We start from the raw sequence: 21,141 nt of genomic DNA, 5'->3' as shown, positions 1-21,141 counted from the left end.
GGACATATATATCCACTCTCTCTATAAGGGCGTTGTTCCCCGGTCGCCACAGTCGGACAGGTCGGCCACACCACCGCCAACATGCCCCTGACCTGCGGTTATACCCGAAAAAACCGGCCAACCGGCGGTCGGCGGAACCCTCCCGCCGGGTCGTCCCGGTGGTCGGCAGCATTCGCCGGCCGAAATGGTCGGGTATCACAGGATTTGACCCCATGCCTCCGCCACTGCGCCGGTTCGTGCTATTCGGAACGTACCGCAGAGGATGCCGGTCTTCGGGCAGGCACCGTCCCCGGCAGGCCTGGCGGCCATCATGCACCGCGACAGCGATCAGGCCGTCACCCTGCCAGGAGGGCATGACCGCCCCCTGGGGCCCGTCCGCAGCTCATGACATTCATGCAGCTTGGCAGGGCCTTTTGTCGTCACCTTTGTCATGCCCGGGCTCAGGCCGGTCAGTGCCGGCGGTTACGCTGGCAGCACGCCGCAGCCGCGGTACCTGACGACGACACTTTGGGGACGTGACCATGAAGTACAAACGCACTGCCGGAGTATCCGGAACCACCCTGCTCACTGCTGCTGTCCTGGCCGGCGGACTGCTCGCTGCCGGACCGGCCCAGGCCCGCACTGCACCAATGTCCCCGGTGGAGAATGAGATTTGCTGGACCTTCGACGGCGATATCATCTGGTGTGCACCCAACCTGCACGACTTCACCGACGTCAAAACCGGGAACCAGTTCGCCGCCGACATCACCTGGGCGTTCGACCATGGGATTGTCACCGGCTGGGCCGAGGACAACACCTACCGGCCGGACCTGCCGGTGGCCCGTGACGCCATGGCCGCCTTCCTGTACCGGCTCGCCGGGCAGCCGGACTTCACACCCCCGGAAGTCTCGCCCTTTACCGACGTGGCCGCCGACCACGCCTTCTACCGGCAGATCGCCTGGCTGGCCGCCGAGGGCATCTCCACCGGGTGGCAGGAGGAGGACGGCACCAGCACCTTCCGGCCGGATCAGCCCGTGGCCCGGGATGCGACGGCCGCCTTCCTGTACCGGCTGGCCGGCGAGCAGCCCATAGACCCCGCGGTCTTCAGCTTCGCAGACGTAGCTCCTGACCACCCCTACCGCACGGCCATCGCCTGGATGGACCAGTGGAACATCGCCGACGGGTGGCTGGAAGACAGCTCTTACCGTCCCCTGCAGCCGGTCAACCGCGATGCGATGGCTGCCTTCATGTACCGGTGGAACATCGTCGCCGGAACCCTTCCGGCATACGAGTACCACAGCTGATCTCACCGGCACCAGGAAGGCCCGGACAGGCCCCAAGGAGCTGTGCGGGCCTCGTGCTGCCTGGACTTGCCTGCGGAGCCTCAGTCGGGGCGTCAGCGGGCCCCGACCGCCGACCCGGTGTTGCTGTCCAAGTCCGCCATCGCCGCCCTGGAACCCGAGCTCATCGACGGTGTCCCGTACGCCCGGGCCGGGGTCATGCTCACCGGCCTCTCCCCCGCCGACGCCCAGCCGGCGTTCGATACGTTCGCCTCCGTCCATGAGCGGCGGAACATCGGCGAAATCATGGGCGCGATTAAGAACAAGTACGGTGCCACCAGCATCGGGCTGGGCCGGGCCGGCATGATGGAAGCCCCGACTGGACCATGTCCCGCAAATACCAGTCGCCGAGCTACACCACCGAATGGACCAACCTGCCGGTGCTCAGGGCCGGCAAGTACCGCCGGTTACGGCCGGTAGGAATCCCTTCAATGGGTAATGGAGACGATGTCCAGCCTCTGCTCCGCCTCGACGATCCGGTAAAGGACCCGGTACGATTCACGCCGTGCACAGTACAGCGGTACAGTGGCTCGGACAGCTGCTTTCCCAGCCTGTTGGCGGTTCTCGCTCAGAGCTCCCGTGATCAACTCGTATGCCGCCGCTGCCACAGCCTCAGGCAGGGTTTCCGCCAGAGCCCGGCGCGCGGCTGACGAAAACCGAACGGCATAGCGGCTCACAGGCGCCCGGCGGCCTTCACGGCAGCCCGGACGTCTTCTTCGCTGTGACCGCGCCCGGAGTCGAGTTCCCGGACCGCCTCAGTAAGCTCCCGGACGACCTCGGCGTCGGAAAGGACCGCAATAGTCTCCATCAGGGCGTCGTAATCGTCGGCGCCGAGAAGCACCGCTGCGCGTTCGCCGTTGCGGGTGATCTCAAACCGCTCATGGGTGGACTCGGCACGTTCCACAATTCGTGAGAGGTTCGCGCGGGCTCCCGCCACGGAAATCATGGCCATATAAAGATTCTGACGCCATTCTGTCCGGAACGGGAGGTTCACCGAATGCACCGGAACCGGACCGCCTTCAGTGCGCTTCACTGCCTCGCGGGACCGAGACGGCCGGAGTGTTCAGCCAGTTCGACAGCTGCGTATCATCGCAGAGCTGAATGAGCTGGACCCGCGGCCAGTTGTCGGCATGGTTGGGCGCCTGGCGCAGGTGGTCCACCCAATCCTCGGCGTATTCGCGCAGCGCCGTGAGCACCTGCTCGAGCACCATGTCCGGGTCAGTTGCCTCGGCGGCCAGGTTGAGTACGGGCAGGACAGCGGCGTCAGCGTCCCCCTCGCGGAACCACTGCAGGTTCGCCGGCAGGGCCTCGGCCAGGAAGTTCCGCAACCGGTCAGCGTCCACGGTGGCGCAGAAGGCCCCACCCTGGTGAAGCTGGACGACTCCGCCGCATGCTACCGTCTCGACGACAGCCGGTGGGATCTCAAAGGGTTCCATGGAGCCAGTCAACCACCCGGCACCGACTCCCGGCAGCGGGCGACGACACTGCCAATACTGGCAGGATTAACTTCAACTGCGGGATGGGATCTTTTGAATGAATCATGATGAATTGAAGCAGCTCATGCTAGCTGGACAGACGATCGGTTTTGGTTCGCTGCGTCTGACGGAAAGCCCCGACGGGAAGGTCTACTTCGCTGGAACGCCTGCCTTGCTTCAGGCCTTCGGCGAGCACTCCATCGTGGCCTTCGAACGACACGGCTCCAGCCTCATCGGCCGCCCCGTCATCTATGCACCTGCTCTGGACGCGCCCGCGGTGTACAGCCAGCAGATCCCATACGAATTCATCGACCACCTCGAAGCGCAGGCTGGCCTGCTCGGCGAGGAGCCCTAAACGGTTTCAATGGCGCTGACTGAGAGACCAGACAGAGGGACCACACTCCTGGCATGGACGACGTCATAGGCCAGATATTTTGGCCCAAGGGCAACAGGTTCACACTGGAACCATGAGCACGACCGAACCTAACGCCGTGAGCCCGCAGATGCGCCAGACCATCCGCAACGCCGAACGCGCCTGGCGCCGGATTGCGGCAGAGTTCGGTCTGCTCACCGCCGGTCAGGTCCGCGAGGTGCTCGGATGGGATGCGGAGCTCTCGCTCGACAACGACCAGGAGGTCATCCGGCCGTGGATGGATGGATCCCTGCTGTACCCCGGTTTCCAGTTCGATCGGGAAACTCACAGCATCCACCCGATCATCAATCCGCTGCTCGCTTTGGCCAGAGAGAACGGATGGCCCGCCAAAGATGTGACGCTGTGGATGACTTCACCGTCCGGCTGGTTCGCAGACTGCCGGCGGCCCGTCAACCACTTAGGTGACGCAACCAAGGTGCTGGAGGCGGCCAGAGACAGTTTCGAAGGCATGTGGTAGCCGGCACCGGACTCTAGCGGACGCAACTACCCTCGGGCCATGAACACCGCTGAGCCGGCACCCTTGGTGTGCCTTACCGGTCACCCGCCACAGCAGATGACGGTGGCCGAAATCTACGACCCGGGTGAAGACGACCCGGAGATCATTCACGCGGTCTGGGAGTGCGGGACCTGCGGAGCCCGTTTCCGTCACGACGGCCCGCTCGGGTATGAGCCTGAACGGTGGGCCAAGGACTCGACGCTCCGCCGCCCGGATTGACGCGGCGCCGAGTCGTAATACAGAAGTGGCCCAGTGTCGATCCGGTAGAGGTTGGCCTGCTCGCTGCTGCCGGATCATCGATCTGTTCGGGTGAAAGCAGACCTCGCAGGAGAGGATTGAGTGTGCTCTGGGCACCGAAAGGCCCGTCCTACAACGGGTATCGCAGGACGGGCCCTCTTCTATGACTGGTGCCTTCGTCGAGCATCACGGGCGTAACGTACGCTCGACATACTCATGCTGATTCACGCTCTACAGCTGCAGGGGCGAGATCAGCCAACGCTTCGGTGTAATCCGGCACGAGATCAGGACGGCTGATGTAATGCACCCGCGTCACTTCGGGGGACGCGTGGCCCAGCTGTGCAGCAGCTGCCTGGTCGCCAGCAGATGCGGCCAATTGAGTGGCCACAGTACGCCTGAATGTGTGCGGGGTGATTCTTTCCGTGATTCCGGCCGCCTTCAACGCCTTGCGAAGATCATCCCGGAAATTCGATGGTCTGACGAAGGTGCCATTCCTGGTCGCAAACACGGCCCCGGTACCCGATGCCGCCGCATTTGCCCTGCGCCGCAGCATCATGCCCGTGGCCCAATCCGGCAAACGGACCGTGCGCCGGCTATCCGCAGTTTTTGGATAGCCTTGCCGGAAGAACAGCCCGGTCTGCTCTACGAGAGTCCCGGTGACTGTGACAGTGGGCGGCGAGGCCGCCAGATCGATGTCTTCCCAGCGGACGGCAAGCGCTTCTCCGAGGCGCAAGCCGGTAGCGGCCAGCAGCAGCACGGTGTCCGCCAGGCGGCTCGTTGGCTTGGGCCCGCCCACGCCCGGTTCGGGCTGTCGTGCTTGTGCAGCGTCGTAAACGGCTCGGGTTACGGCCGGGGTCATGACCTGAGGCTTCCGGCGGGGTTTCGGGATACGGGATACACTCCGGACAGGGTTGTCCACCCGGTGTCCTTGGCGCACTGCATAGTCCATGACCTGCTGCAGTACCTGTTTGGCCATGGCCGCTGTTCGGTAGCCGGTTCCTGCTTCCTTGTCGTAGAGGCTGTGAATTGCCCGTTCGCATTGCGGTGTACCGAGTCTGGTGACCGTTTCTCCGCCGAGTTTCGGCAGCAGCTGGTCTTTGATGTTCCGTTCGTACTTCAGCCAGGTTTGCATGCTCAGCCCGTCCGTCACGGTTCCCCCTTCCTGGGTCTCAGGATCGACCTTGACCGGTGCAGGCTTCCGCGATTCCAGCCATGCCAGTGCCAGGTCAGCTACGGTCAGCACTCCTGTTACTGAGGCTTGCTCGTGGCTCTCTCGCTTTTCCGCAATAGCCCGCCGGACCGCCTGCTCCGCGGCCCCCTTCGTCCGGCCGGAACGCCGTACGAAATGGATGCGCCCGACAGAATCACGGAACCGGGTGCGTGCCTCCTAGCGGCCTTCCGCATCCTGCTTCGAGGTGATGTTCTGTGGCTGCCAGGCGGGTGTTTGCGGGCGCCCCATTACGCGGCCCTCTTCTGCAGCCGTGCGGCCATCCATGCATCGACGTCAGCCATCCGGTACATGACCCGTCGTGCTCCGACCTTGGCGTAAGTCGGCCCGATGTCCATGCTGGCCCAGTTGGCCAAGGTTCCTGTGCTCACGCCCATGTGGGCCGCCGTCTGCTTGCGGGTGAGCCACATCGCGGGCTCATAGTTGTGAACTTGTTCCATGCCAACTTCTATGCGCGAAGCTGAACGACAGGTGTCGCTTTTGAGCCCGGCACGTAAACGGCACGCTTTGCAAATGAACTTCCGTGATCTGCAGTGAACACACCAGGCCTGAAAATCCCCGAAATGACGCTGATTCGGGCTCATTGGTGAGCCCCCGGGAAAACTCGTGAACTCAGCACTCGTAATGAGAAGGTCACCAGTTCGATTCTGGTAGGAGGCTCCATTTTCAGTGGTTCTTGCCCAGGCCGTCTACCCCTCCGGCCGCGCGTACCGAACATGACCGGTGATTAACACTGCTTCACACACGTGCCGTCCACGCCATGCGGTGGGCTAACGTCAAGCCATGGCCAGACCGAAGAACCCGCAGCGCAAGGGCGAACTGCTGGCCCAGATCATCGACTACCTGCAGGACAAGCCGCTGTCCGCCCTGACGTTCCGGACCGCGGCGGACGCCCTGGGCATCAGTGCCTATGTGCTCGTGTACCACTTCGGCACCCGCGAGCAGCTGATCCACGAGATTGTCTCCACCGTCGGAACCCGCGCCGACGAGCTCAAGCGCGAAGACATCGAGGCCTGGTCCCGGGACCAGTACGAAGCCTGGCTCAATGAAGGCTGGCGCTGGGTGGTACACGAACGCAGCCGTCAGCTGCGCCGGCTCGGCCTGGAGGCAGCCATGCAGGCCCTGGTCTCTGCCAACCCGATCGGCACCGCGCAGCAGAACTTCTCCCACTGGCTGGAGCACACCCGCACCTGGCTGACCACACAGGGCATGAGTCCGGAGGATGCGGCCGCCAACGCTCGGCTGCTCTGCGCAACCTTCTACGGGCTGTCCTACGACCTTCTGATCAATGACGACACCGATGCGTCCACGGCGGCCTTCGAGGTGATGATGCGCAGCTTCTGGCACACCCTCGACGAGCGGCTCGGCCGCTGAACGGAGCTCGGCCTGACTGGTTAAATAACAAATTGGCTACTTGTGCATGTCCAACCATAAAAACGAGTAGTGAAGGCTCTTGGCGGGGCCGGTGCGCCCATGACAACCTTTCATCAGAAGGTTCGACGGTCCGGGTTGGGGGACCCGAACGGCGAACCCGGCAGGAAGCGTTTTGGGGGGAACGCCTCCTGCCACCATCCAGGCCGTTCTTGGGGGAGAACAGTCATCGGTCAGGCCGCCGCGATCACAGCGATCCGGCGGCTTCGCCGTTTAAGCAGCACGGAACACGCCTGTGCCGGGACTGTTGAGATGTGTTGCAACCGGATCGTTATGCGTGATGTATCAATCCGGCCCCATGAGCGTCTTCTGGTATGCCATACTTTCTGAAGCGCCCTCCGCCTCTCACGACCCCCCAATGGTGAGAGTCGGAGGGCCTTTCACATCCGTCCCGTCCGCACGGGTGAGCCCACGTCCACACGGGTGAGCGGCGAGGGCTGCGTGCCACGCCGGCCCACGGCCGCGCTCGCTGCCTCAGGCCTTCGGTCCGGCACCCGGTGATTCCTCTTCCGGAGGCGGGCCCTCCAGCGCTGCGAAAAGATTCTCCGCATATCCGGTCAGCTCATCCACTGCCGCGGCCTGGCCGGAAGAATCCGCCAGGACTGCGGTGCCGCTGACCATGACGCTTCCCCGGTACCCGGAGACGTTGAGCATGCTGATCTCCCTACCTTGAAGAGACCCGCTGGCCCTGACGCCGAGAATGCCCTCGGCCTCCATCGGGACTGGGACCTCCACCAGCGACATCGGGACATCCTGGCCCAGGAGTGACAGCGTGAAAGCCCGGCACTCGTTCAGTGCGGCCCTGTTGTCGGCCATCCGGCCAGGGTGGCCCCCACCGGCATCAACGACCGCTCCCACCGACGACTGCTGCTGCTCCGAGGCCAGGAACGCCATGCCCATGGTGTAGCCGGGGTAGCTCACGGGAGAAAAATTCAGGTACCGGGCGCAGATGCTCGGAGTCGTCTCCAGCCGCTGCAAGGCCTGGGCTTCGGTGGCCCCCTGGGCTGCCACGTCTTTGTCAGTGATTACCTGCACGGGCCGCGTACCGCCGGAACCGGTCAGGCCTCCGAGCGCCTGCGCGACCTGCTCCGAGGTGTAGGTGCGAAGCGGCGCCTCCCGCGCAGGGGAATCAGCGGCGGGCGGCGGCGCCTCACTGGGACCTGTGTTCGTGCCCGCGCCTGAACAGCCGGCCAGCAGGACCGCTGCCGCCGCCAGGGCGGAGAGACCGTAGCGGTTCATGATTCCCCCAAATCCAAGCGGCACCGTTGCCGCCGTTGGTCCCCGACTGTACAGCGTCATGGGCCAGGTCTAAAGGATATTTCGGCCCGGAACGGTGACTGTTAAGCTCACTTGGCCGTTAGTTCCCGCGATGCAACGTAGTCGGCCGGATAAACGGCAAGGGAGCAATACGCCCTAGGCCGCCGGGCCGCTGCCGGCAGCCCGCGCAGCGTCTGCTGCATCCGACAGGCATTCGGCGACCACCAGCGCGCGGCGCCGGACGCTGTCAGCCAGCCGTCCGACGTCGTTCCCCTCGCCGAAAGCGGTGCTCCGCTCCGCCGCGTGCCGGGCCATAGCGACTGCCTCCGCCGTCGTTGCCAGGGCATTGCCGGCACGGGAGAGGGCACGGTGGACCGGAGTCATGCTGCCGGGAATGTCGAGGCCGGCACTGGGCGCCTTAACCTGCGCCTCGGCGCAGAGGGCGCGGACCTGCGGAAGCAGGGCCGCGAGGTCGTCGGCGATGGGCACCAGCTGCGCGTACAGCTCGTCGTCGGTAACCCCTTCGAGGATCTGGTGGCAGCGGTCCAGCCCCCGCCGGAACCGGTCGTGGGCGCGGCGCCAGACGCCTTTGCCCAGCTCGGCGTCGTCCTTGCGGGCCTGGCGGGCCGCTGCGAAAAAAGCCATGGTCGTATTCCTGGGATTGTTCGGGATGCCGCCGGACTACAGGTACTGTCCCGGACCGTGGTGCTCTTCATCCTTGCCCAGGCTGGCCTCATCGCCGGCACCGGGCGCTCGCCGGGGCTCGCCGTCCTCGCCAACGATGACGCCCGGGGCGATCTGCGTGCCCGGAGGGAGCTGGCGAAGCTGCAGTTTCGCCGCCAGGTTCTGGTTGGCCATCTGCTGGGCGGCAAGAGCCGTCTGGATGCCGTGGAACAGGCCCTCCAGCCAGCCGACCAGCTGTGCCTGCGCCACCCGCAGCTCGGCGTCCGAGGGCACCGAATCATCCGTGAACGGCAGGTTGATCCGATGCAGCTCCTGGACCAGTTCCGGCGCCAGGCCGTCCTCAAGCTCCTTGATGGAACGCTCATGGATTTCCGCCAGCCTGCTGCGTGCGGCGTCGTCGAGGGGCGCGTTGCGGACCTCTTCCAGCAGCTGCCTGATCATCGTCCCGATGCGCATGACCTTGGCGGGTTCATCCACCAGTTCGTTCAGCCGGACCGAGCGTCCCTTGGAGTGTGCGTCCGGGCCGGCCGGTTCGGCAGACACCGTCAGTCCGCCCACCCCGTGTTCTCCGGCTGCCAGTCCGGCGGTGAGCTGGCCTGCGACGGCAGGTTCCTTGGTTTTAGTGTTCTGCACTGCGGGATCGACGTCGTGCTCAGTTGGCTGCTGTTCACTCATTCCCCCATCGTCTCACGCTGCACCGACACTTCAAGGGGAAAGCAAGGGCGCCCGCCGCCGGACGTTTTGTCCGGCAACGGGCGCCCCTGCAGACCGATCCGCCCCGGCGCTGTGCGGCGTTCTAGCAGCAGCGGCCCTGCGGGTTCCGCTCCTGGCGGTCCGTCCTGTCCCGCCAGAACTCCCGCTCGGTCATCAACGGCTCCGACGTGCGCGTCCGGTTGTGGTGGTCCACATACTGCTGGTAGGCGTTTTCGCCCATGACGCCCTTGACGTACCAGGCGAACCCCTTCCAGCCCTTGCGGATGGCTTCGATGGTGCTCATGGCTTTCCTTTCCTGGATCGGCTCCGGACTGCTCAGTGCCCGGTGCGCACTGGCTTCCGGTCGTCCGCCAGCGCATCCCACTGCGCCTGGATCGACTTCTCCGCCGGAGTGGCCGCGAATCCGGCCGGAGCGAACATCCGGGACGGCACGGCATCATCCTCAGTGTCCTCGCCGCCGCCGGCCCTGTAGGCCTTCCACGTAACGACGAGCGCGGCGATGATCACGATGATGGACAGCGTCACGAAGATGATGGACAGTGTGCCCTGGACGAAGGTGTTGCGGACCACCGCTTCCATCGCCTCCACGCTGCGGGCCGTGCCAAAGCTGGTCTCCCCGTCAGCGAGCGCCTGGCGGAAGGCACTGTGCTGGGCCCAGTATCCGACGGCCGGGACCGTCGAGAAGATCTTGTACATCGAGGCCGTAACGGTCACGACGGCGGCGAACGCCAGCGGAAGCCCGACGATCCAGATGTACTTGAACGCGCCCTTCTTGGCCACGATGGCCAGGCAGACGGCCAGGGCAATGGCCGCCAGCAGCTGGTTGGCGATGCCGAAGAGGGGGAACAGCGTATTAATGCCGCCCAGCGGATCGGTCACGCCCATGATCAGGATCGCTCCCCAGCCGGCCACCATCACAGCCGTACTGAACCAGGCGCCGGGACGCCAGGACATGTCCTTGAACTTGGGCACGAAGTTGCCGATGCTGTCCTGCAGCATGAAGCGGGCCACGCGGGTGCCGGCGTCAACAGCGGTGAGGATGAACAGTGCCTCGAACATGATGGCGAAGTGGTACCAGAACGCCATCATGCCGGCGCCGCCGAACCACTGGTTCATGATGCCGGCCAGCCCAACGGCGAGGGTGGGCGCACCGCCGGTGCGCGAGACGATGCTTTCCTCGCCGACGTCGGCCGCCGTCTGCGTGAGCATGTCCGGTGTCAGGTTGACTCCGGTCAGGCCTAGGCTGTTGACGAAGGCCACCGCCCCCTCGACGGTTCCGCCGGTGGCCGCGCCCGAGGAGTTCATGGCGAAGTAGATGCCGCGGTCGATCGAGATCGCGGCCACCAAGGCCATGATCGCCACGAATGACTCCATGAGCATGCCGCCGTAGCCGATGAAGCGGGTCTGGCGTTCCTTCTCCACCAGCTTCGGCGTGGTACCGGAGGAGATCAGGGCATGGAATCCTGACAGCGCACCGCACGCGATGGTGACGAAAAGGAACGGGAACAGCGAGCCCGGGAACACCGGTCCGTCGTCCCGGCCCGCGAACTCGCTGAAGGCCGGTACGGTGATTTCCGGCCGCACCACGATGATGGCGACGGCGAGCATCACGATGGTGCCGACCTTCATGAACGTGGACAGGTAGTCGCGCGGGGCCAGCAGCAGCCAGACCGGGAGCACCGCGGCGATAAAGCCGTAGACAATGATGCCCCAGGCGATGGTTTCGCGCGGGAGCGTGAATGCGGCGGCACCCCACGCGGTGTCAGCCACCCAGCCGCCGCCAATGATGGCCAGCATGAGCAGCACGAAGCCGATAATGGACACCTCGGTGACGCGGCCGGGGCGCAGGTAGCGCAGGTAAACGCCCATGAGCAGGGCAATCGGAATGGTCATGGAGACGGAGAAGACGCCCCAAGGACTTTCGCCAAGGGCGTTGACGACGACGAGCGCCAGGATGGCCACGATGATGATCATGATGACCAGGGTGGCGATCAGCGCCGCGGTTCCGCCGATCACGCCCAGTTCGTCCCGTGCCATCTGCCCCAGAGACCGGCCGCCGCGGCGCATCGAAAAGAACAGGACCAGGTAATCCTGCACGGCGCCGGCCAGGATGACGCCGAGGATGATCCAGACGGTGCCCGGCAGGTAGCCCATCTGGGCGGCCAGGACCGGCCCGACCAGCGGACCGGCGCCGGCGATGGCGGCGAAGTGGTGGCCGTAGAGGACGCGCCGGTCCGTTGCGGCATAGTCCTTGCCGTCTGCGTTGTACTCCGCCGGGGTCGCCCGGACATCATTGGGCTTGAGCAGCCTGGCTTCGATGAATTTGGAATAGAAGCGGTACGCAATGAAGTAGGTGGCCACGGCGGCGAAGACGAACCAGATGGCGTTGACGGTTTCGCCGCGGACTATGGCCAGCATGACCCAGCCGAGGCCGCCGAGCAGGGCGATAAGCGCCCAGACGGTGATCTTGGCCGGCGTCCACTTCCGGTCCTCCGCCTCGGCTATGGCCGGGTCAACGGCCACTGGGGGAAGGTCCGGGTCCTGGACCAGGACGTCTGCCTCCCGGCCAGCGCCGGCCGTCCCCGGGCGCTCGGGATTCTCACTCATGATTCTCCTCTTGACTCCAAGTGATCTTTGACAAGGTGGTCTGTCATCTCGAGCCTACGCATCGGGGCGCGCCGCAAGGAAGAGGATAGGGAGCAACCCGGACCGTGCCGCGGTTGAGGTGGCTAGCGGCCCGTGGTCAGCAGGATCTTGCCGGTGTGCTCACCGGAGGCGAAATAGTCGTGGGCCTGGGCCACGTCATTCAGGCTGAACGTCCGGTTCACCTGCGCATGGACCTTGCCTTCGGCCACCAGCGGCCAAACGTGCTCCTGGACCGCGCGCATGATGGCGGACTTTTCCTCAGTGGGCCGGGCGCGCAGCGTCGTGGCGATAATCGCTGCCCGCTTGGCCATCAGCTGCGCGAGGTTCAGCTCCGCCCGTGCGCCGCCCTGCAGCCCGATGATGACCAGCCGGCCGGAAGTGGCCAGTGCATCGATATTCTGCTGCAGGTACTTGGCGCCGACGACATCCAGGATGACGTCGGCTCCGTGCCCGCCGGTGGCCGCCCTGACTTCGGCCACGAAGTCCTGCTCCTTGTAGTTGATCAGCACCTTGGCGCCGAGCTCCCGGGCCAGCTCCAGCTTCGCCGCAGAACCGGCGGTGACCATCGGCACCGCGCCGAACGCCGCCACCAGTTGGATGGCCATGGTGCCGATCCCCCCGGCGCCGCCGTGGATCAGGACCTGCTCCCCTGCCTTGACTCCGGCGGCCATGAACAGATTCGAGAACACCGTCGCGGCCACCTCCGGCAGGCCTGCCGCGGTGGCCACCTCGACGCCGTCGGGCACCGGGAGCACCTGGCCCGCCGGCACCGCCACCTGCTCGGCGTAACCTCCGCCGGCAAGAAGTGCGACGACGGCATCGCCTACCGCGAAACCCTCCGCACCGTCCCCGAGTGCGGCGATCCGCCCCGAAACTTCAAGCCCCAGGATCTCGGAGGCGCCGGGCGGAGGCGGGTAGACGCCGCGCAACTGCTGGACATCCGCGCGGTTGAGCCCGGCGGCGATGACGTCGATCAGCACCTCGCCGGGCCCGGGTACCGGATCCGCAACCTCGACGACCTCCAGCATTTCCGGCCCGCCGGCTCCCTTGGTCAATACGGCTTTCATCTGTTCGTCCACTCGCCCTTCCCGTTGGTCCGCCCGCAGGCGGCGCGGAATTTTGGTCAGCTTGTCCCTCATGACAGACTACTAGGGGAAGGTTGTCCGAGCGGCCGATGGAGCTGGTCTTGAAAACCAGTGGCCAGGTATCCCCTGGCTCAAGGGTTCGAATCCCTTACCTTCCGCAGCGACCGCCCTGCGGCATGAGCCCTGCGGCATGGAACACCCCGGCCACGCCGGGGTGTTCTCTATTTCCGCGCCCCACCTGTTTCCGTGCCGGCCTGCCGGCCGGGACGCCTGTTGTTTCCCCTCGGCGGCGCCGCTAGTGTCGCTCGTGTCAGTTCGCCATCGCCGTTGAGTCTCCAGGAGGCAGCCATGGCTGCGCGCGACACCGTCTCCGGCCCCACGGGCGCCCGATTCGCCGCGGCGGTGTGCACCGCCGCCGTTCTCGGTGTGTTGCTGGGCGGCTGCGGACTGTTCCCCACCGGCGGCGGGTCCGACGGCGGACGCGGTCCGGGCATCGCCGTGGGCAACTGCCTCCGCGACCCCGCCCGGGACCAGGCCGGACAGGACGACGACGGCGGGGAAGGCAACGCGGCGGCCGCGGGTTTGACCGTGGTCCCCTGCGAGGAACCGCACGACTATGAAGCGATCGGCGCCATGAACCTGACCGACGAGACCTATCCCGGCGAGGACGAAGTGTCGCGGTCCGCGGAGGACTTCTGCCTGCCGGAGTTCGAGCGTTTCGTCGGGATTCCGCACGCGGATTCGGCGCTGCTGCTCCGCTACGTCCATCCCACGGCCGACAGTTGGGAAGCCGGGGACCGGACCATCACCTGCCTGGTCTCCGGGGAAGGTCCGACAACGGGAAGCCTGCGGAACGCCCGGCGCTAGCTAGAGGCTGCGGCCTGGGCCGCGGTGAGTGCGGCGGTTAGACCGGCGCCGCGGCCAGCAGGGCGCGGGCGATGTCGTCCGCATCCCGCAGCGTCCGGCTGCCGCCGTCGAGCGGGGCACCGGCCTCCGCCGCGATCGCGGTGCCCCACTGGACCGAGGAGAGCTGCAGCCCGATCACGTACAGCCCGGGCACCACCTGCCCGTTGACGTCCAGCGGGCGGTATGGGGGCAGGGTCAGGTCGAGTCCGGAGGTCACCACCGGCACGCCGTTGGCGGCCATCATGAGCTTGGCACGCACCAGCCCGTCGCGGAGCAGTTGCCGCATCAGCGGCGAAAGGCTGTCATTGACCCGGTTGGCCGGCATCATCGCCTCCACCAGGTAACTGGCGGTGAACTCGGTGCCCGCCACCCACGGGGAGGATGCCGTGAACCGGCTGTGCACCGGATCCACGCCGAACTTCGGGTCCGGTCCCACAAACCGGACGACGCCGGCCCTCACCAGGGCCGCCAGCTGTTCGATCCGCTGCGCGGGCGGTCCGCCGGCCAGCCCCTCTACCAGCTGCTCGAACCAGCCCCGCAGTTCGGCAAGCCACGAGGCTTCGGTGATACCGCCGTCGGACACGAAGCCCTTGAGCACGGACCGGCCCGCATTCAGCGCCCCGATGGCCATCTTCAGTGGATCGTCCTCACCGGCGGCCGATCCGGCCGCATCCTCCTCCAGATACGCCAGGACGGCGGCGTCGTAGTCCGTTCCGGAGCGGAAGGTGCGGCTGGCGAAGGGATGGCCCAGCGTGCGGACCTCGAACCTATGGCGGGCGGGCACGGCACCGTCCAGCAGTCTCAGCACCTTGTGGTAGCGGGCATCGGAGGGTTCGTCGGTGCCCTGCCCCGGCGCGGTCAGGATGGCATCCAGCTCCGACAGGAACTGCTGCGGGTCCGTAGTGAAGGCATCCGGCGAAACCCGTGCCAGTGTGGTGTAGTAGGCCCAGAAGACGTCGCGGTGCAGCAGCGGCCACAGGTCGCGGTCGAAGCCCGGCTGCACCCCGGACTCGCGGAAGCGGGCCAGGACCTCCGGGGTGCAGAACCGCAGTGTGACGCTCCGGGGAATGTAGGTGTCCAGCACGGCCTTGGCCCGGTACGGGGTGCCGCGGCGCGAGGCCGCGATGATCTCCGACTCCTCTCCGGACGGCTCGTAGGCCAGCGCCCGGCCCGGTCCGGCACCCGTGGCGCGGAAGCGGCCGCCGCGGCCGGCGGTCAGCTGGATCATGATGTCGAAGAAATTCAGTCCCAGGCCGCGGATGAGGACCGGCCGGCGGGCGGGCAGCCGGCTCCAGTCTACGTCGGCGGGCACGTTCGGCGCCCAGTACTGCAGCCCGTGGCTGCCGGCCGCGTCGGCCAGGCCCTGCTGGTCCGCGTTCAGGCGGGTCGGCAGGTGTCCCAGCGCGAGCACGACAGCGTCGGCCTCGACTTCCGTGCCGTCGTCGAGCTCGATCCGGTGGCCCGGCTCCCCTGCCCGCGGGCGCACCGCCAGCGCCTCGGCGCGATGGTGGACCAGGGTGACCTGGGGCCCCGCCGCCTCGCACAGCCGGCCGTGGACCCAGCTCAGATAGCGCCCGTACAGCGCCCGGCTCGGATAGTCCGCGGCGCCCAGGTCCCCGAGCTCCTTCACGTCCTCGGCGGACAGGGCCGCCGCCTGCCCGCTGATCCCGTCGCTGCGCATCAGCTGCCGCCAGGCGTCGAAGGATAGCCCGGCGACAGGGGGCGCCAGTCCCTCCTGGTATGTGCCATCGACGGGCACAACCGTGGGAAACAGCGCCGGGGTGTTCATCAGGAAAAGCCGGGACTGCCCGGTGTCCCAGACATGGCCGGGGCCCGGGGCGTGCGGGTCGATCAGATGGACGGACAGCTCCGGCGCGCCGGCGGAACGGTTGGCCAGCAGACGCTCCAGGACAGAGATTCCGCGCGGACCTGCCCCCACGATTGCCACCCGGTATCGCCGTTTCACCATGGATCTAGGGTATCCGGCAAGGCGCGACGGGCCCGGGGCGGCCTGCCAGGCCCCCGCGGCCTACGATGGCTCTATGACCCAGCAGGACATGACGCAGCAAGACACCGCCCGGAAGCCGGAGACGGCCACGGAGGCGGACACGGAGGCCGGCCACGGACCGGAGGACGAATTCCTCTGGCTCGAGGACATCCACGGGGACCGGCAGCTGGACTGGGTACGCCAGGAGAACGCGGTCACGGAAGCGATGCTGGGCTCGGCGGAGTTCGACGAGCTGGAGCAGCGGATCCTGGACGTGCTGGACTCCGAGGACCGGATTCCCATGGTCACCAAGCGCGGCGGCTACTACTACAACTTCTGGCGGGACAAGCGGAACCCCAAGGGCCTGTGGCGCCGCACGACCTGGGACAGCTACCTGAGCGACCAGCCGCAGTGGGAGATCCTGCTCGACGTCGACGAGCTCGGCCGCGCGGAGGAGACCGAGTGGGTCTGGGCCGGTGCCGTGTTCCTGCGCCCGCTGGGCGATGAAACCGAGTACCGCCGTGCGCTGATCGGCCTCTCCCCCGACGGCGGCGACGCGACCCGCTACCGGGAGTTCGACGTCGAAAACCGCGCCTTTGTGCCGGGCGGCTTTGATATTCCGACGGCGAAAAGTCGGCTTGGCTGGGCCGGTCCGGACACGCTGTACGTGGGGACGGACTTCGGGCCCGGATCCATGACCACTTCCTCCTATCCGCGTACGTCGCGGATCCTGCGCCGCGGCCGGCAACTGGACGAGGCGGAACTGTACTTCGAGGTCCCCGAGGACCACATGATGGGCATTGCCGCCCGCGACCTCACCCCCGGCTTCGAGCGGGACATCGCGGTGGACATCATCGATTTCTTTTCCAGCCGGACCCATATACGCGCCGGGGATGAATGGGTCCACATTGACGTGCCGGAGGACGTCAATGTCTCGCTGCACCGCGAATGGCTGCTGCTGCGCCCGCGCACCGACTGGACACTGGCCGGCACTGTGCACCAGGCCGGCTCGTTGATGGCGGTCCGGCTCGACGACTTCCTGGCCGGCGAACGCTCCCTGCGCACGCTGTTCGTCCCGGACGCGGCCACGTCCCTGCAGTCCTGGAGCTGGACCCGGGACTACCTGCTGCTGAACCTGCTCACCCACGTATCGTCGGAGATCCGGGTCTTGAACCCGGTGGCGGACTGGGAGCCGGCGGTACTGGATGACTGTCCGCCGCTGCATTCGGTGGACGCCTTCGCCGTCGACGACGAAGACGAGGACTGCGGCAACGACTACTGGCTCGTCGCCACCGGGTTCCTCACGCCGTCCACGCTCAGCCGCGGCACGCTGACCGCGTCAGGGACTCCGGCGGGCCGCATCCCCGGCGGTTCGGCAGCGGCGGTGAAGGCGGCGCCGTCGTTCTTCGATGAAAGCCGCTACAGCGTGGAGCAGCATTTCGCAGTATCCAAGGACGGCACCCGGGTGCCCTACTTCCAGGTGGCGCCGAAGGATCTGGAGCTCGACGGCGGCAATCCCACCCTGCTCTCCGGCTACGGCGGCTTCGAGGTCTCAAGGACCCCGGGCTACAGCGGAGCGGTCGGCCGGGCCTGGCTGGAACGCCGCACCGGACCGGATGCGTCGGGGCGGACCCGCGGCGGGGTCTATGTGCTGGCGAACATCCGCGGCGGCGGCGAATACGGGCCCGGCTGGCACCGGGCCGCGCTGCAGGCGAACCGGCACCGCGCCTACGAGGATTTCGCCGCGGTGGCGCAGGACCTGATCTCCCGCGGCGTGACCCGCCGCGAGCGCCTGGGCTGTTCCGGCGGCAGCAATGGCGGCCTGCTGGTGGGCAACATGCTCACCGGTTATCCGGAACTGTTCGGGGCAATTTCCTGCGGCGTGCCGCTGCTGGACATGCGGCGGTACACCAAGCTCTCCGCCGGCTACTCATGGATCGCCGAGTACGGCGACCCCGAGGACCCGGAGCAGTGGGAATTCATCCGGACCTTCTCGCCGTACCATCTGCTCCGCCCAGGCGCCGACTATCCGGCGACCCTGATCTGGACCGCCACCAGCGACGACCGCGTGGGCCCGGTCCAGGCCCGGAAGATGGCCGCGCGGATGAAGGCGATGGGCATTCCGGAGGTCTGGTTCCACGAGTCGCTCGAGGGTGGGCACGCCGGGGCGTCGGACAACCGTCAGGCCGCGCACCTGCAGGCGCTGTCCAATGAGTTCCTGTGGAAGATGCTGACCCGGTAGCCGGCCGGTTCCCGCCGCCCCCGGTCCCTCCGGCACCCGTTTTGCTCTTAACCCCGTCTTCCGGGTAACCTGATTTGGCTGGTTAATAGCGCTTGGAGACGTGCCAGAGCGGCCGAATGGACTTCACTGCTAATGAAGGGTCGGGGTTAAACTCGACCGGGGGTTCAAATCCCCCCGTCTCCGCGTATCGCGCCCCGGTCTTCGGACCGGGGCGCTCTGCGTTAACGGGAAGTGCACGAAGGCAGCCGGGCGGCGCGTGGTGGCTCGTCTAGGCGTCGAAGCCAGGACCCTTGTATTCCTGCGGATACTTCTCCAGGCTCTGCACTGCGGCGACGGACTGTTTCAGGCCGGCCCGGGTGTGTCTGCGGTACGCCCGGATCGCCTCCAGCTGGTTGCCGCGCCCGATGTAGCCGTACACCTCAGCGTGCCCTTCGGCGGAGAGCAGCCGGCTGGCCGCGATGGCCGTCTCGCGGGACACCGTCGCCGGCCCAGCCGGTCCCGGCACAGCCCCCATGCGGCGGCGTGCCAGGACTATCGCGGCGATGACCAGCACCACGAGCAAGGCGGCGATTATCCACATCGGATCCATATTTTGATCCTAATTGCTACGCCTTCAGGGCCAGCACGAACGGCAGCACCGCTTCCGCTCCGGCCCGGCGCAGAGCCCGGCCGGCCACGGTCATGGTCCAGCGGCTGTCCGCCTGGTCATCCACGAGCAGGACCGGGCCGGGGTTCGCGGCGAGCCAGGCCTGTCCGGCCGGTGGCACTTCGAACTGGTCCCAGACGGAAGCCAGCCGGAAGGCGCTGTTGCCGCCCGGGCCGCCGGCCGGGCCGCCGTGCGGTGCCACCAGGGAGCCCAGGTACGGCAGCCGGCCGATCTCCGACAGCCCCCGGGCCAGTGACTCCACGAGCTGGGGCTTGCTCCGCGAAGGGATGGTGATGACCCCGACCGGCCGGTGGTCCCAGCCCCACTGGGCCAGGACCTGGACGCAGGCCTGCAGCAGGTCACGGTCGATCGGCCTGTCCGCAGTGCCGGCGGCGAACAGTTCCCGGAGCCGTCCGCCCCAGCCCAGGTCGGTCAGGCGGGCCAGGGCCCTGCCGGGCAGCGAAGCCTCTCCGGCCGGAATCCGGCCCTTGGCCTGGATGCCGAGACGATCCATCCCGCTGGGCCACATGCCGCGCGGCTCCAGCTCCACGCCCACCCGGCCCAGTGCCCGGTTCGCGCTTTCAGTTGCTTCCGTGGCCACCACGTCCGAGTACCACGGGCCGGCGCAGTTGTCGCAGCGTCCGCAGGGCGCCGCTGCGGGATCATCGAGGCAGCGGGCCAGGAACTCCATCCGGCACTGGGTGCTGTTCTCATAGTCGAGCATGTGGCGCTGTTCATCCACCCGGGCCTTGGCGATACGCTCGTACCGTTCACGGTCGTAGACCCATGCTTTTCCGGTCCCCTGCCAGCCGCCGGAAACGCGCTGGACCGCCCCGTCGACGGCCAGGACCTTCAGCAGCAGTTCCAGCGCCGATCGCCGGACATTGACGCGGGTTTCCAGGGCGGCGGTGGACAGCACCAGCCCGGGCCCCAGCTCCCGGAGCACCGCCGAAGCGTTGGCCTCCGCAGGCATGGATGCCGTGGCGAAATATTCCCAGATGTCCCGGTCCTCAGCGCCGGGCAACAGAAGCACATCGGCATTGGCCGTGGCACGGCCTGCGCGGCCCACCTGCTGGTAGTACGCCACCGGAGACGACGGTGCGCCCAGGTGGACCACGAAGCCTAGGTCCGGCTTGTCGAATCCCATGCCAAGGGCACTGGTTGCCACCAGCGCCTTGACCCGGTTCTCCTTCAGCGCGGCCTCGGCAACCTCCCGGTCCGCGGTATCGGTGCGGCCGGTGTAGGCCAGAACCTCATGTCCCGCCTGGCGCAGCAGCCGCGCGGTATCTTCGGCCGCTGACACCGTCAGCGCGTAGATGATGCCGCTGCCCGGCAGATCGGTCAGATGGGTCAGCAGCCAGCCCAGGCGTGCCCGCGGGCTCGGCAGCCGCAGCACGCCGAGCCGCAGGGATTCGCGGGCCAGCGCGCCCCGGATCGTCATCACCTCGCCGCGGGCACCGGTGCTGCACTCCGGCGCCTGGGCTCCCAACTGTTCTTCAATGTCCGCCACCACGCGCGAGTTAGCGGTCGCCGTGGTGGCGAGGACCGGAACCGTCTGGGGAAGCTGCTCGATCAGATCCTTGATCCGGCGGTAATCCGGGCGGAAGTCATGGCCCCAGTCGGAGATACAGTGCGCTTCATCGATCACCAGCAGACCCGAGCGGCGGATCAGCTCCGGAAGGTGCTGTTCGCAGAAGCCGGGATTGTTGAGGCGTTCCGGGGACACCAGGAGCACGTCGACATCATCGGCCGCGAGGCGTGCGGAAATCTCATCCCATTCAAGCGGGTTGGCGGAGTTGATCGCGGCGGCCCGGACTCCGGCCCGCTCGGCCGCGGAGACCTGGTCCCGCATCAGGGCCAGCAGGGGCGAGACGATCAGCGTGGGACCGGCGCCGCGGGCGCGCAGCAGCAGGCTGGCCACAAAGTAGACCGCCGATTTCCCCCATCCGGTGCGCTGCACGACCAGGGCCCGCCGGCCCCTGCCGACCAGGGCCTCAACGGCCTCGAACTGGCCGGCATGGAACTGCGCTTCCGGATGCCCTACCAGGGCGCGCAGGATTGCGGTTGCTTCATCTTTCAATTCCGGATTTTCAACTGCCGCAACCGTGGACTGCTCTGCCTGAATCATGCCTTCCAGTATTCCAGTCGGCGCCGACATCGGCCCGGTCCCGCCGCCGGATGTGGACAGCTGAGCCGCGGGCTGAACCTGTGGAGGAACGTTTACCGGGCGTCCGCCCGCAGCAGATAGGCTTACCTATGTGACCACAACACTTGATCTTTCCGCATCGTTCAAGGCCTACGACGTCCGGGGTATCGTCGGCGAAACCATCACCACCGAAATCGTCGAAGCGGTCG

The 21,141-nt window shown here is 66.9% G+C and carries 21 protein-coding genes and 2 tRNA genes; 10 read left to right on the top strand and 13 right to left on the bottom strand.

The features are described from left to right. Nucleotides 1–521: 521 nt before the first annotated feature. The 3 genes from AC5RWU_RS14635 to AC5RWU_RS14625 are packed head-to-tail and all read left to right on the top strand — an operon-like array spanning nt 522 to nt 1,969. Complete coding sequence (locus AC5RWU_RS14635; protein WP_494032571.1) at nt 522–1,283, top strand: S-layer homology domain-containing protein; 762 nt, start codon at nt 522–524, stop codon at nt 1,281–1,283. A gap of 42 nt (nt 1,284–1,325) precedes the next feature. Further along, nucleotides 1,326–1,739 carry a hypothetical protein gene (locus AC5RWU_RS14630; RefSeq protein ID WP_494037049.1) on the top strand — a complete coding sequence of 138 codons (414 nt, stop codon included), beginning with the start codon at nt 1,326–1,328 and terminating at the stop codon, nt 1,737–1,739. After that, nucleotides 1,646–1,969 (top strand): hypothetical protein, encoded by a 324-nt coding sequence (locus tag AC5RWU_RS14625; protein WP_494032572.1) that lies wholly within the window; start codon nt 1,646–1,648, stop codon nt 1,967–1,969. Before AC5RWU_RS14630 ends, AC5RWU_RS14625 begins: the two co-directional genes overlap by 94 nt. Nucleotides 1,970–1,992: 23 nt before the next feature. Here the strand turns inward: AC5RWU_RS14625 and AC5RWU_RS14620 are convergent, their stop codons facing one another. Together AC5RWU_RS14620 and AC5RWU_RS14615 are read right to left on the bottom strand one after the other, a co-directional pair. After that, nucleotides 1,993–2,271 (bottom strand): type II toxin-antitoxin system Phd/YefM family antitoxin, encoded by a 279-nt coding sequence (locus tag AC5RWU_RS14620; RefSeq protein ID WP_494032573.1) that lies wholly within the window; start codon nt 2,269–2,271, stop codon nt 1,993–1,995. A 67-nt stretch (nt 2,272–2,338) separates the two neighbouring features. Then, nucleotides 2,339–2,755: a hypothetical protein gene (locus tag AC5RWU_RS14615; protein ID WP_494032574.1), complete on the bottom strand. Its 417-nt coding sequence runs from the start codon at nt 2,753–2,755 to the stop codon at nt 2,339–2,341. Between the two features lie 97 nt (nt 2,756–2,852). Between AC5RWU_RS14615 and AC5RWU_RS14610 the strand changes: the two genes are divergently transcribed. Then, the gene (locus tag AC5RWU_RS14610) at nt 2,853–3,149 is read left to right on the top strand and encodes a hypothetical protein (protein ID WP_494032575.1); all 297 of its coding nucleotides are present in this window, start codon (nt 2,853–2,855) and stop codon (nt 3,147–3,149) included. Between the two features lie 112 nt (nt 3,150–3,261). Continuing rightward, a complete protein-coding gene (locus AC5RWU_RS14605; protein WP_494032576.1) occupies nt 3,262–3,684 on the top strand; it encodes a hypothetical protein in 423 nt (140 codons plus the stop codon). Nucleotides 3,685–4,174: 490 nt separating this feature from the next. Here AC5RWU_RS14605 and AC5RWU_RS14600 read toward each other — a convergent pair whose 3' ends face one another. Continuing rightward, entirely contained in the window at nt 4,175–5,110 is a 936-nt protein-coding gene (locus tag AC5RWU_RS14600) for a tyrosine-type recombinase/integrase (protein WP_494037041.1), read from the bottom strand. A gap of 308 nt (nt 5,111–5,418) precedes the next feature. Further along, complete coding sequence (locus tag AC5RWU_RS14595; protein ID WP_494032579.1) at nt 5,419–5,628, bottom strand: helix-turn-helix transcriptional regulator; 210 nt, start codon at nt 5,626–5,628, stop codon at nt 5,419–5,421. A gap of 343 nt (nt 5,629–5,971) precedes the next feature. On the opposite strand from AC5RWU_RS14595, the gene AC5RWU_RS14590 reads away from it, so the two are divergent. Continuing rightward, on the top strand, nt 5,972–6,562 hold the full coding sequence (locus AC5RWU_RS14590) for a TetR/AcrR family transcriptional regulator (RefSeq protein ID WP_494032580.1): 591 nt from the start codon (nt 5,972–5,974) through the stop codon (nt 6,560–6,562). Nucleotides 6,563–7,093: 531 nt separating this feature from the next. Here the strand turns inward: AC5RWU_RS14590 and AC5RWU_RS14585 are convergent. The 6 genes from AC5RWU_RS14585 to AC5RWU_RS14560 all read right to left on the bottom strand — a co-directional run bounded on the left by AC5RWU_RS14585 (nt 7,094) and on the right by AC5RWU_RS14560 (nt 12,987). Continuing rightward, a complete protein-coding gene (locus AC5RWU_RS14585; protein ID WP_494037040.1) occupies nt 7,094–7,858 on the bottom strand; it encodes a hypothetical protein in 765 nt (254 codons plus the stop codon). 174 nt (nt 7,859–8,032) lie between these two features. Further along, the gene (locus AC5RWU_RS14580; protein WP_494032582.1) at nt 8,033–8,521 is read right to left on the bottom strand and encodes a hypothetical protein; all 489 of its coding nucleotides are present in this window, start codon (nt 8,519–8,521) and stop codon (nt 8,033–8,035) included. Between the two features lie 36 nt (nt 8,522–8,557). After that, the gene (locus tag AC5RWU_RS14575) at nt 8,558–9,235 is read right to left on the bottom strand and encodes a bacterial proteasome activator family protein (RefSeq protein ID WP_494032583.1); all 678 of its coding nucleotides are present in this window, start codon (nt 9,233–9,235) and stop codon (nt 8,558–8,560) included. 121 nt (nt 9,236–9,356) lie between these two features. Continuing rightward, the gene (locus tag AC5RWU_RS14570; protein ID WP_494032584.1) at nt 9,357–9,557 is read right to left on the bottom strand and encodes a YbdD/YjiX family protein; all 201 of its coding nucleotides are present in this window, start codon (nt 9,555–9,557) and stop codon (nt 9,357–9,359) included. A gap of 32 nt (nt 9,558–9,589) precedes the next feature. Continuing rightward, nucleotides 9,590–11,881 carry a carbon starvation CstA family protein gene (locus AC5RWU_RS14565; protein WP_494032585.1) on the bottom strand — a complete coding sequence of 764 codons (2,292 nt, stop codon included), beginning with the start codon at nt 11,879–11,881 and terminating at the stop codon, nt 9,590–9,592. A gap of 122 nt (nt 11,882–12,003) precedes the next feature. Then, entirely contained in the window at nt 12,004–12,987 is a 984-nt protein-coding gene (locus AC5RWU_RS14560; protein ID WP_494032586.1) for an NAD(P)H-quinone oxidoreductase, read from the bottom strand. Between the two features lie 86 nt (nt 12,988–13,073). Between AC5RWU_RS14560 and AC5RWU_RS14555 the strand changes: the two genes are divergently transcribed. Together AC5RWU_RS14555 and AC5RWU_RS14550 are read left to right on the top strand one after the other, a co-directional pair. Then, nucleotides 13,074–13,163: transfer RNA gene (locus AC5RWU_RS14555), tRNA-Ser, on the top strand. A 190-nt stretch (nt 13,164–13,353) separates the two neighbouring features. Continuing rightward, nucleotides 13,354–13,872 carry a septum formation family protein gene (locus AC5RWU_RS14550; protein WP_494032587.1) on the top strand — a complete coding sequence of 173 codons (519 nt, stop codon included), beginning with the start codon at nt 13,354–13,356 and terminating at the stop codon, nt 13,870–13,872. 37 nt (nt 13,873–13,909) lie between these two features. On the opposite strand, the gene AC5RWU_RS14545 is transcribed toward AC5RWU_RS14550, so the two are convergent. Further along, nucleotides 13,910–15,880, bottom strand: a complete 1,971-nt coding sequence (locus AC5RWU_RS14545; RefSeq protein WP_494032588.1) for an FAD/NAD(P)-binding protein — start codon at nt 15,878–15,880, stop codon at nt 13,910–13,912. A 73-nt stretch (nt 15,881–15,953) separates the two neighbouring features. Here AC5RWU_RS14545 and AC5RWU_RS14540 point away from each other — a divergent pair, with 73 nt between their 5' ends. Together AC5RWU_RS14540 and AC5RWU_RS14535 are read left to right on the top strand one after the other, a co-directional pair. Continuing rightward, entirely contained in the window at nt 15,954–18,140 is a 2,187-nt protein-coding gene (locus AC5RWU_RS14540; RefSeq protein WP_494032589.1) for a prolyl oligopeptidase family serine peptidase, read from the top strand. A gap of 94 nt (nt 18,141–18,234) precedes the next feature. Further along, nucleotides 18,235–18,323 (top strand) — tRNA-Ser (locus tag AC5RWU_RS14535). A gap of 85 nt (nt 18,324–18,408) precedes the next feature. On the opposite strand, the gene AC5RWU_RS14530 is transcribed toward AC5RWU_RS14535, so the two are convergent. Both AC5RWU_RS14530 and AC5RWU_RS14525 read right to left on the bottom strand, forming a co-directional pair. Beyond that, nucleotides 18,409–18,729: a hypothetical protein gene (locus AC5RWU_RS14530; protein ID WP_494002621.1), complete on the bottom strand. Its 321-nt coding sequence runs from the start codon at nt 18,727–18,729 to the stop codon at nt 18,409–18,411. A 16-nt stretch (nt 18,730–18,745) separates the two neighbouring features. After that, the gene (locus tag AC5RWU_RS14525; RefSeq protein ID WP_494032590.1) at nt 18,746–20,914 is read right to left on the bottom strand and encodes a RecQ family ATP-dependent DNA helicase; all 2,169 of its coding nucleotides are present in this window, start codon (nt 20,912–20,914) and stop codon (nt 18,746–18,748) included. Nucleotides 20,915–21,141 lie beyond the last annotated feature (227 nt).

This window comes from Arthrobacter sp. B0427-1-12, from assembly GCF_059092905.1.
The sequence above is the reverse complement of the archived record's forward strand: the minus strand, read 5'-3'. Positions and strand labels throughout refer to the sequence as shown.

What these genes read in the sequence shown, in the direction of transcription:
- AC5RWU_RS14585 (WP_494037040.1), bottom strand. Translation starts at nt 7,858, where the DNA reads ATGAACCGCTACGGTCTCTCCGCCCTGGCGGCGGCAGCGGTCCTGCTG.
- AC5RWU_RS14560 (WP_494032586.1), bottom strand. Translation starts at nt 12,987, where the DNA reads ATGAAAGCCGTATTGACCAAGGGAGCCGGCGGGCCGGAAATGCTGGAG.
- AC5RWU_RS14550 (WP_494032587.1), top strand. Translation starts at nt 13,354, where the DNA reads ATGGCTGCGCGCGACACCGTCTCCGGCCCCACGGGCGCCCGATTCGCC.
- AC5RWU_RS14620 (WP_494032573.1), bottom strand. Translation starts at nt 2,271, where the DNA reads ATGGCCATGATTTCCGTGGCGGGAGCCCGCGCGAACCTCTCACGAATT.
- AC5RWU_RS14580 (WP_494032582.1), bottom strand. Translation starts at nt 8,521, where the DNA reads ATGGCTTTTTTCGCAGCGGCCCGCCAGGCCCGCAAGGACGACGCCGAG.
- AC5RWU_RS14605 (WP_494032576.1), top strand. Translation starts at nt 3,262, where the DNA reads ATGAGCACGACCGAACCTAACGCCGTGAGCCCGCAGATGCGCCAGACC.
- AC5RWU_RS14615 (WP_494032574.1), bottom strand. Translation starts at nt 2,755, where the DNA reads ATGGAACCCTTTGAGATCCCACCGGCTGTCGTCGAGACGGTAGCATGC.
- AC5RWU_RS14625 (WP_494032572.1), top strand. Translation starts at nt 1,646, where the DNA reads ATGTCCCGCAAATACCAGTCGCCGAGCTACACCACCGAATGGACCAAC.
- AC5RWU_RS14530 (WP_494002621.1), bottom strand. Translation starts at nt 18,729, where the DNA reads ATGGATCCGATGTGGATAATCGCCGCCTTGCTCGTGGTGCTGGTCATC.
- AC5RWU_RS14545 (WP_494032588.1), bottom strand. Translation starts at nt 15,880, where the DNA reads ATGGTGAAACGGCGATACCGGGTGGCAATCGTGGGGGCAGGTCCGCGC.
- AC5RWU_RS14575 (WP_494032583.1), bottom strand. Translation starts at nt 9,235, where the DNA reads ATGAGTGAACAGCAGCCAACTGAGCACGACGTCGATCCCGCAGTGCAG.
- AC5RWU_RS14635 (WP_494032571.1), top strand. Translation starts at nt 522, where the DNA reads ATGAAGTACAAACGCACTGCCGGAGTATCCGGAACCACCCTGCTCACT.
- AC5RWU_RS14525 (WP_494032590.1), bottom strand. Translation starts at nt 20,914, where the DNA reads ATGATTCAGGCAGAGCAGTCCACGGTTGCGGCAGTTGAAAATCCGGAA.
- AC5RWU_RS14610 (WP_494032575.1), top strand. Translation starts at nt 2,853, where the DNA reads ATGAATCATGATGAATTGAAGCAGCTCATGCTAGCTGGACAGACGATC.
- AC5RWU_RS14590 (WP_494032580.1), top strand. Translation starts at nt 5,972, where the DNA reads ATGGCCAGACCGAAGAACCCGCAGCGCAAGGGCGAACTGCTGGCCCAG.
- AC5RWU_RS14595 (WP_494032579.1), bottom strand. Translation starts at nt 5,628, where the DNA reads ATGGAACAAGTTCACAACTATGAGCCCGCGATGTGGCTCACCCGCAAG.
- AC5RWU_RS14565 (WP_494032585.1), bottom strand. Translation starts at nt 11,881, where the DNA reads ATGAGTGAGAATCCCGAGCGCCCGGGGACGGCCGGCGCTGGCCGGGAG.
- AC5RWU_RS14570 (WP_494032584.1), bottom strand. Translation starts at nt 9,557, where the DNA reads ATGAGCACCATCGAAGCCATCCGCAAGGGCTGGAAGGGGTTCGCCTGG.
- AC5RWU_RS14540 (WP_494032589.1), top strand. Translation starts at nt 15,954, where the DNA reads ATGACCCAGCAGGACATGACGCAGCAAGACACCGCCCGGAAGCCGGAG.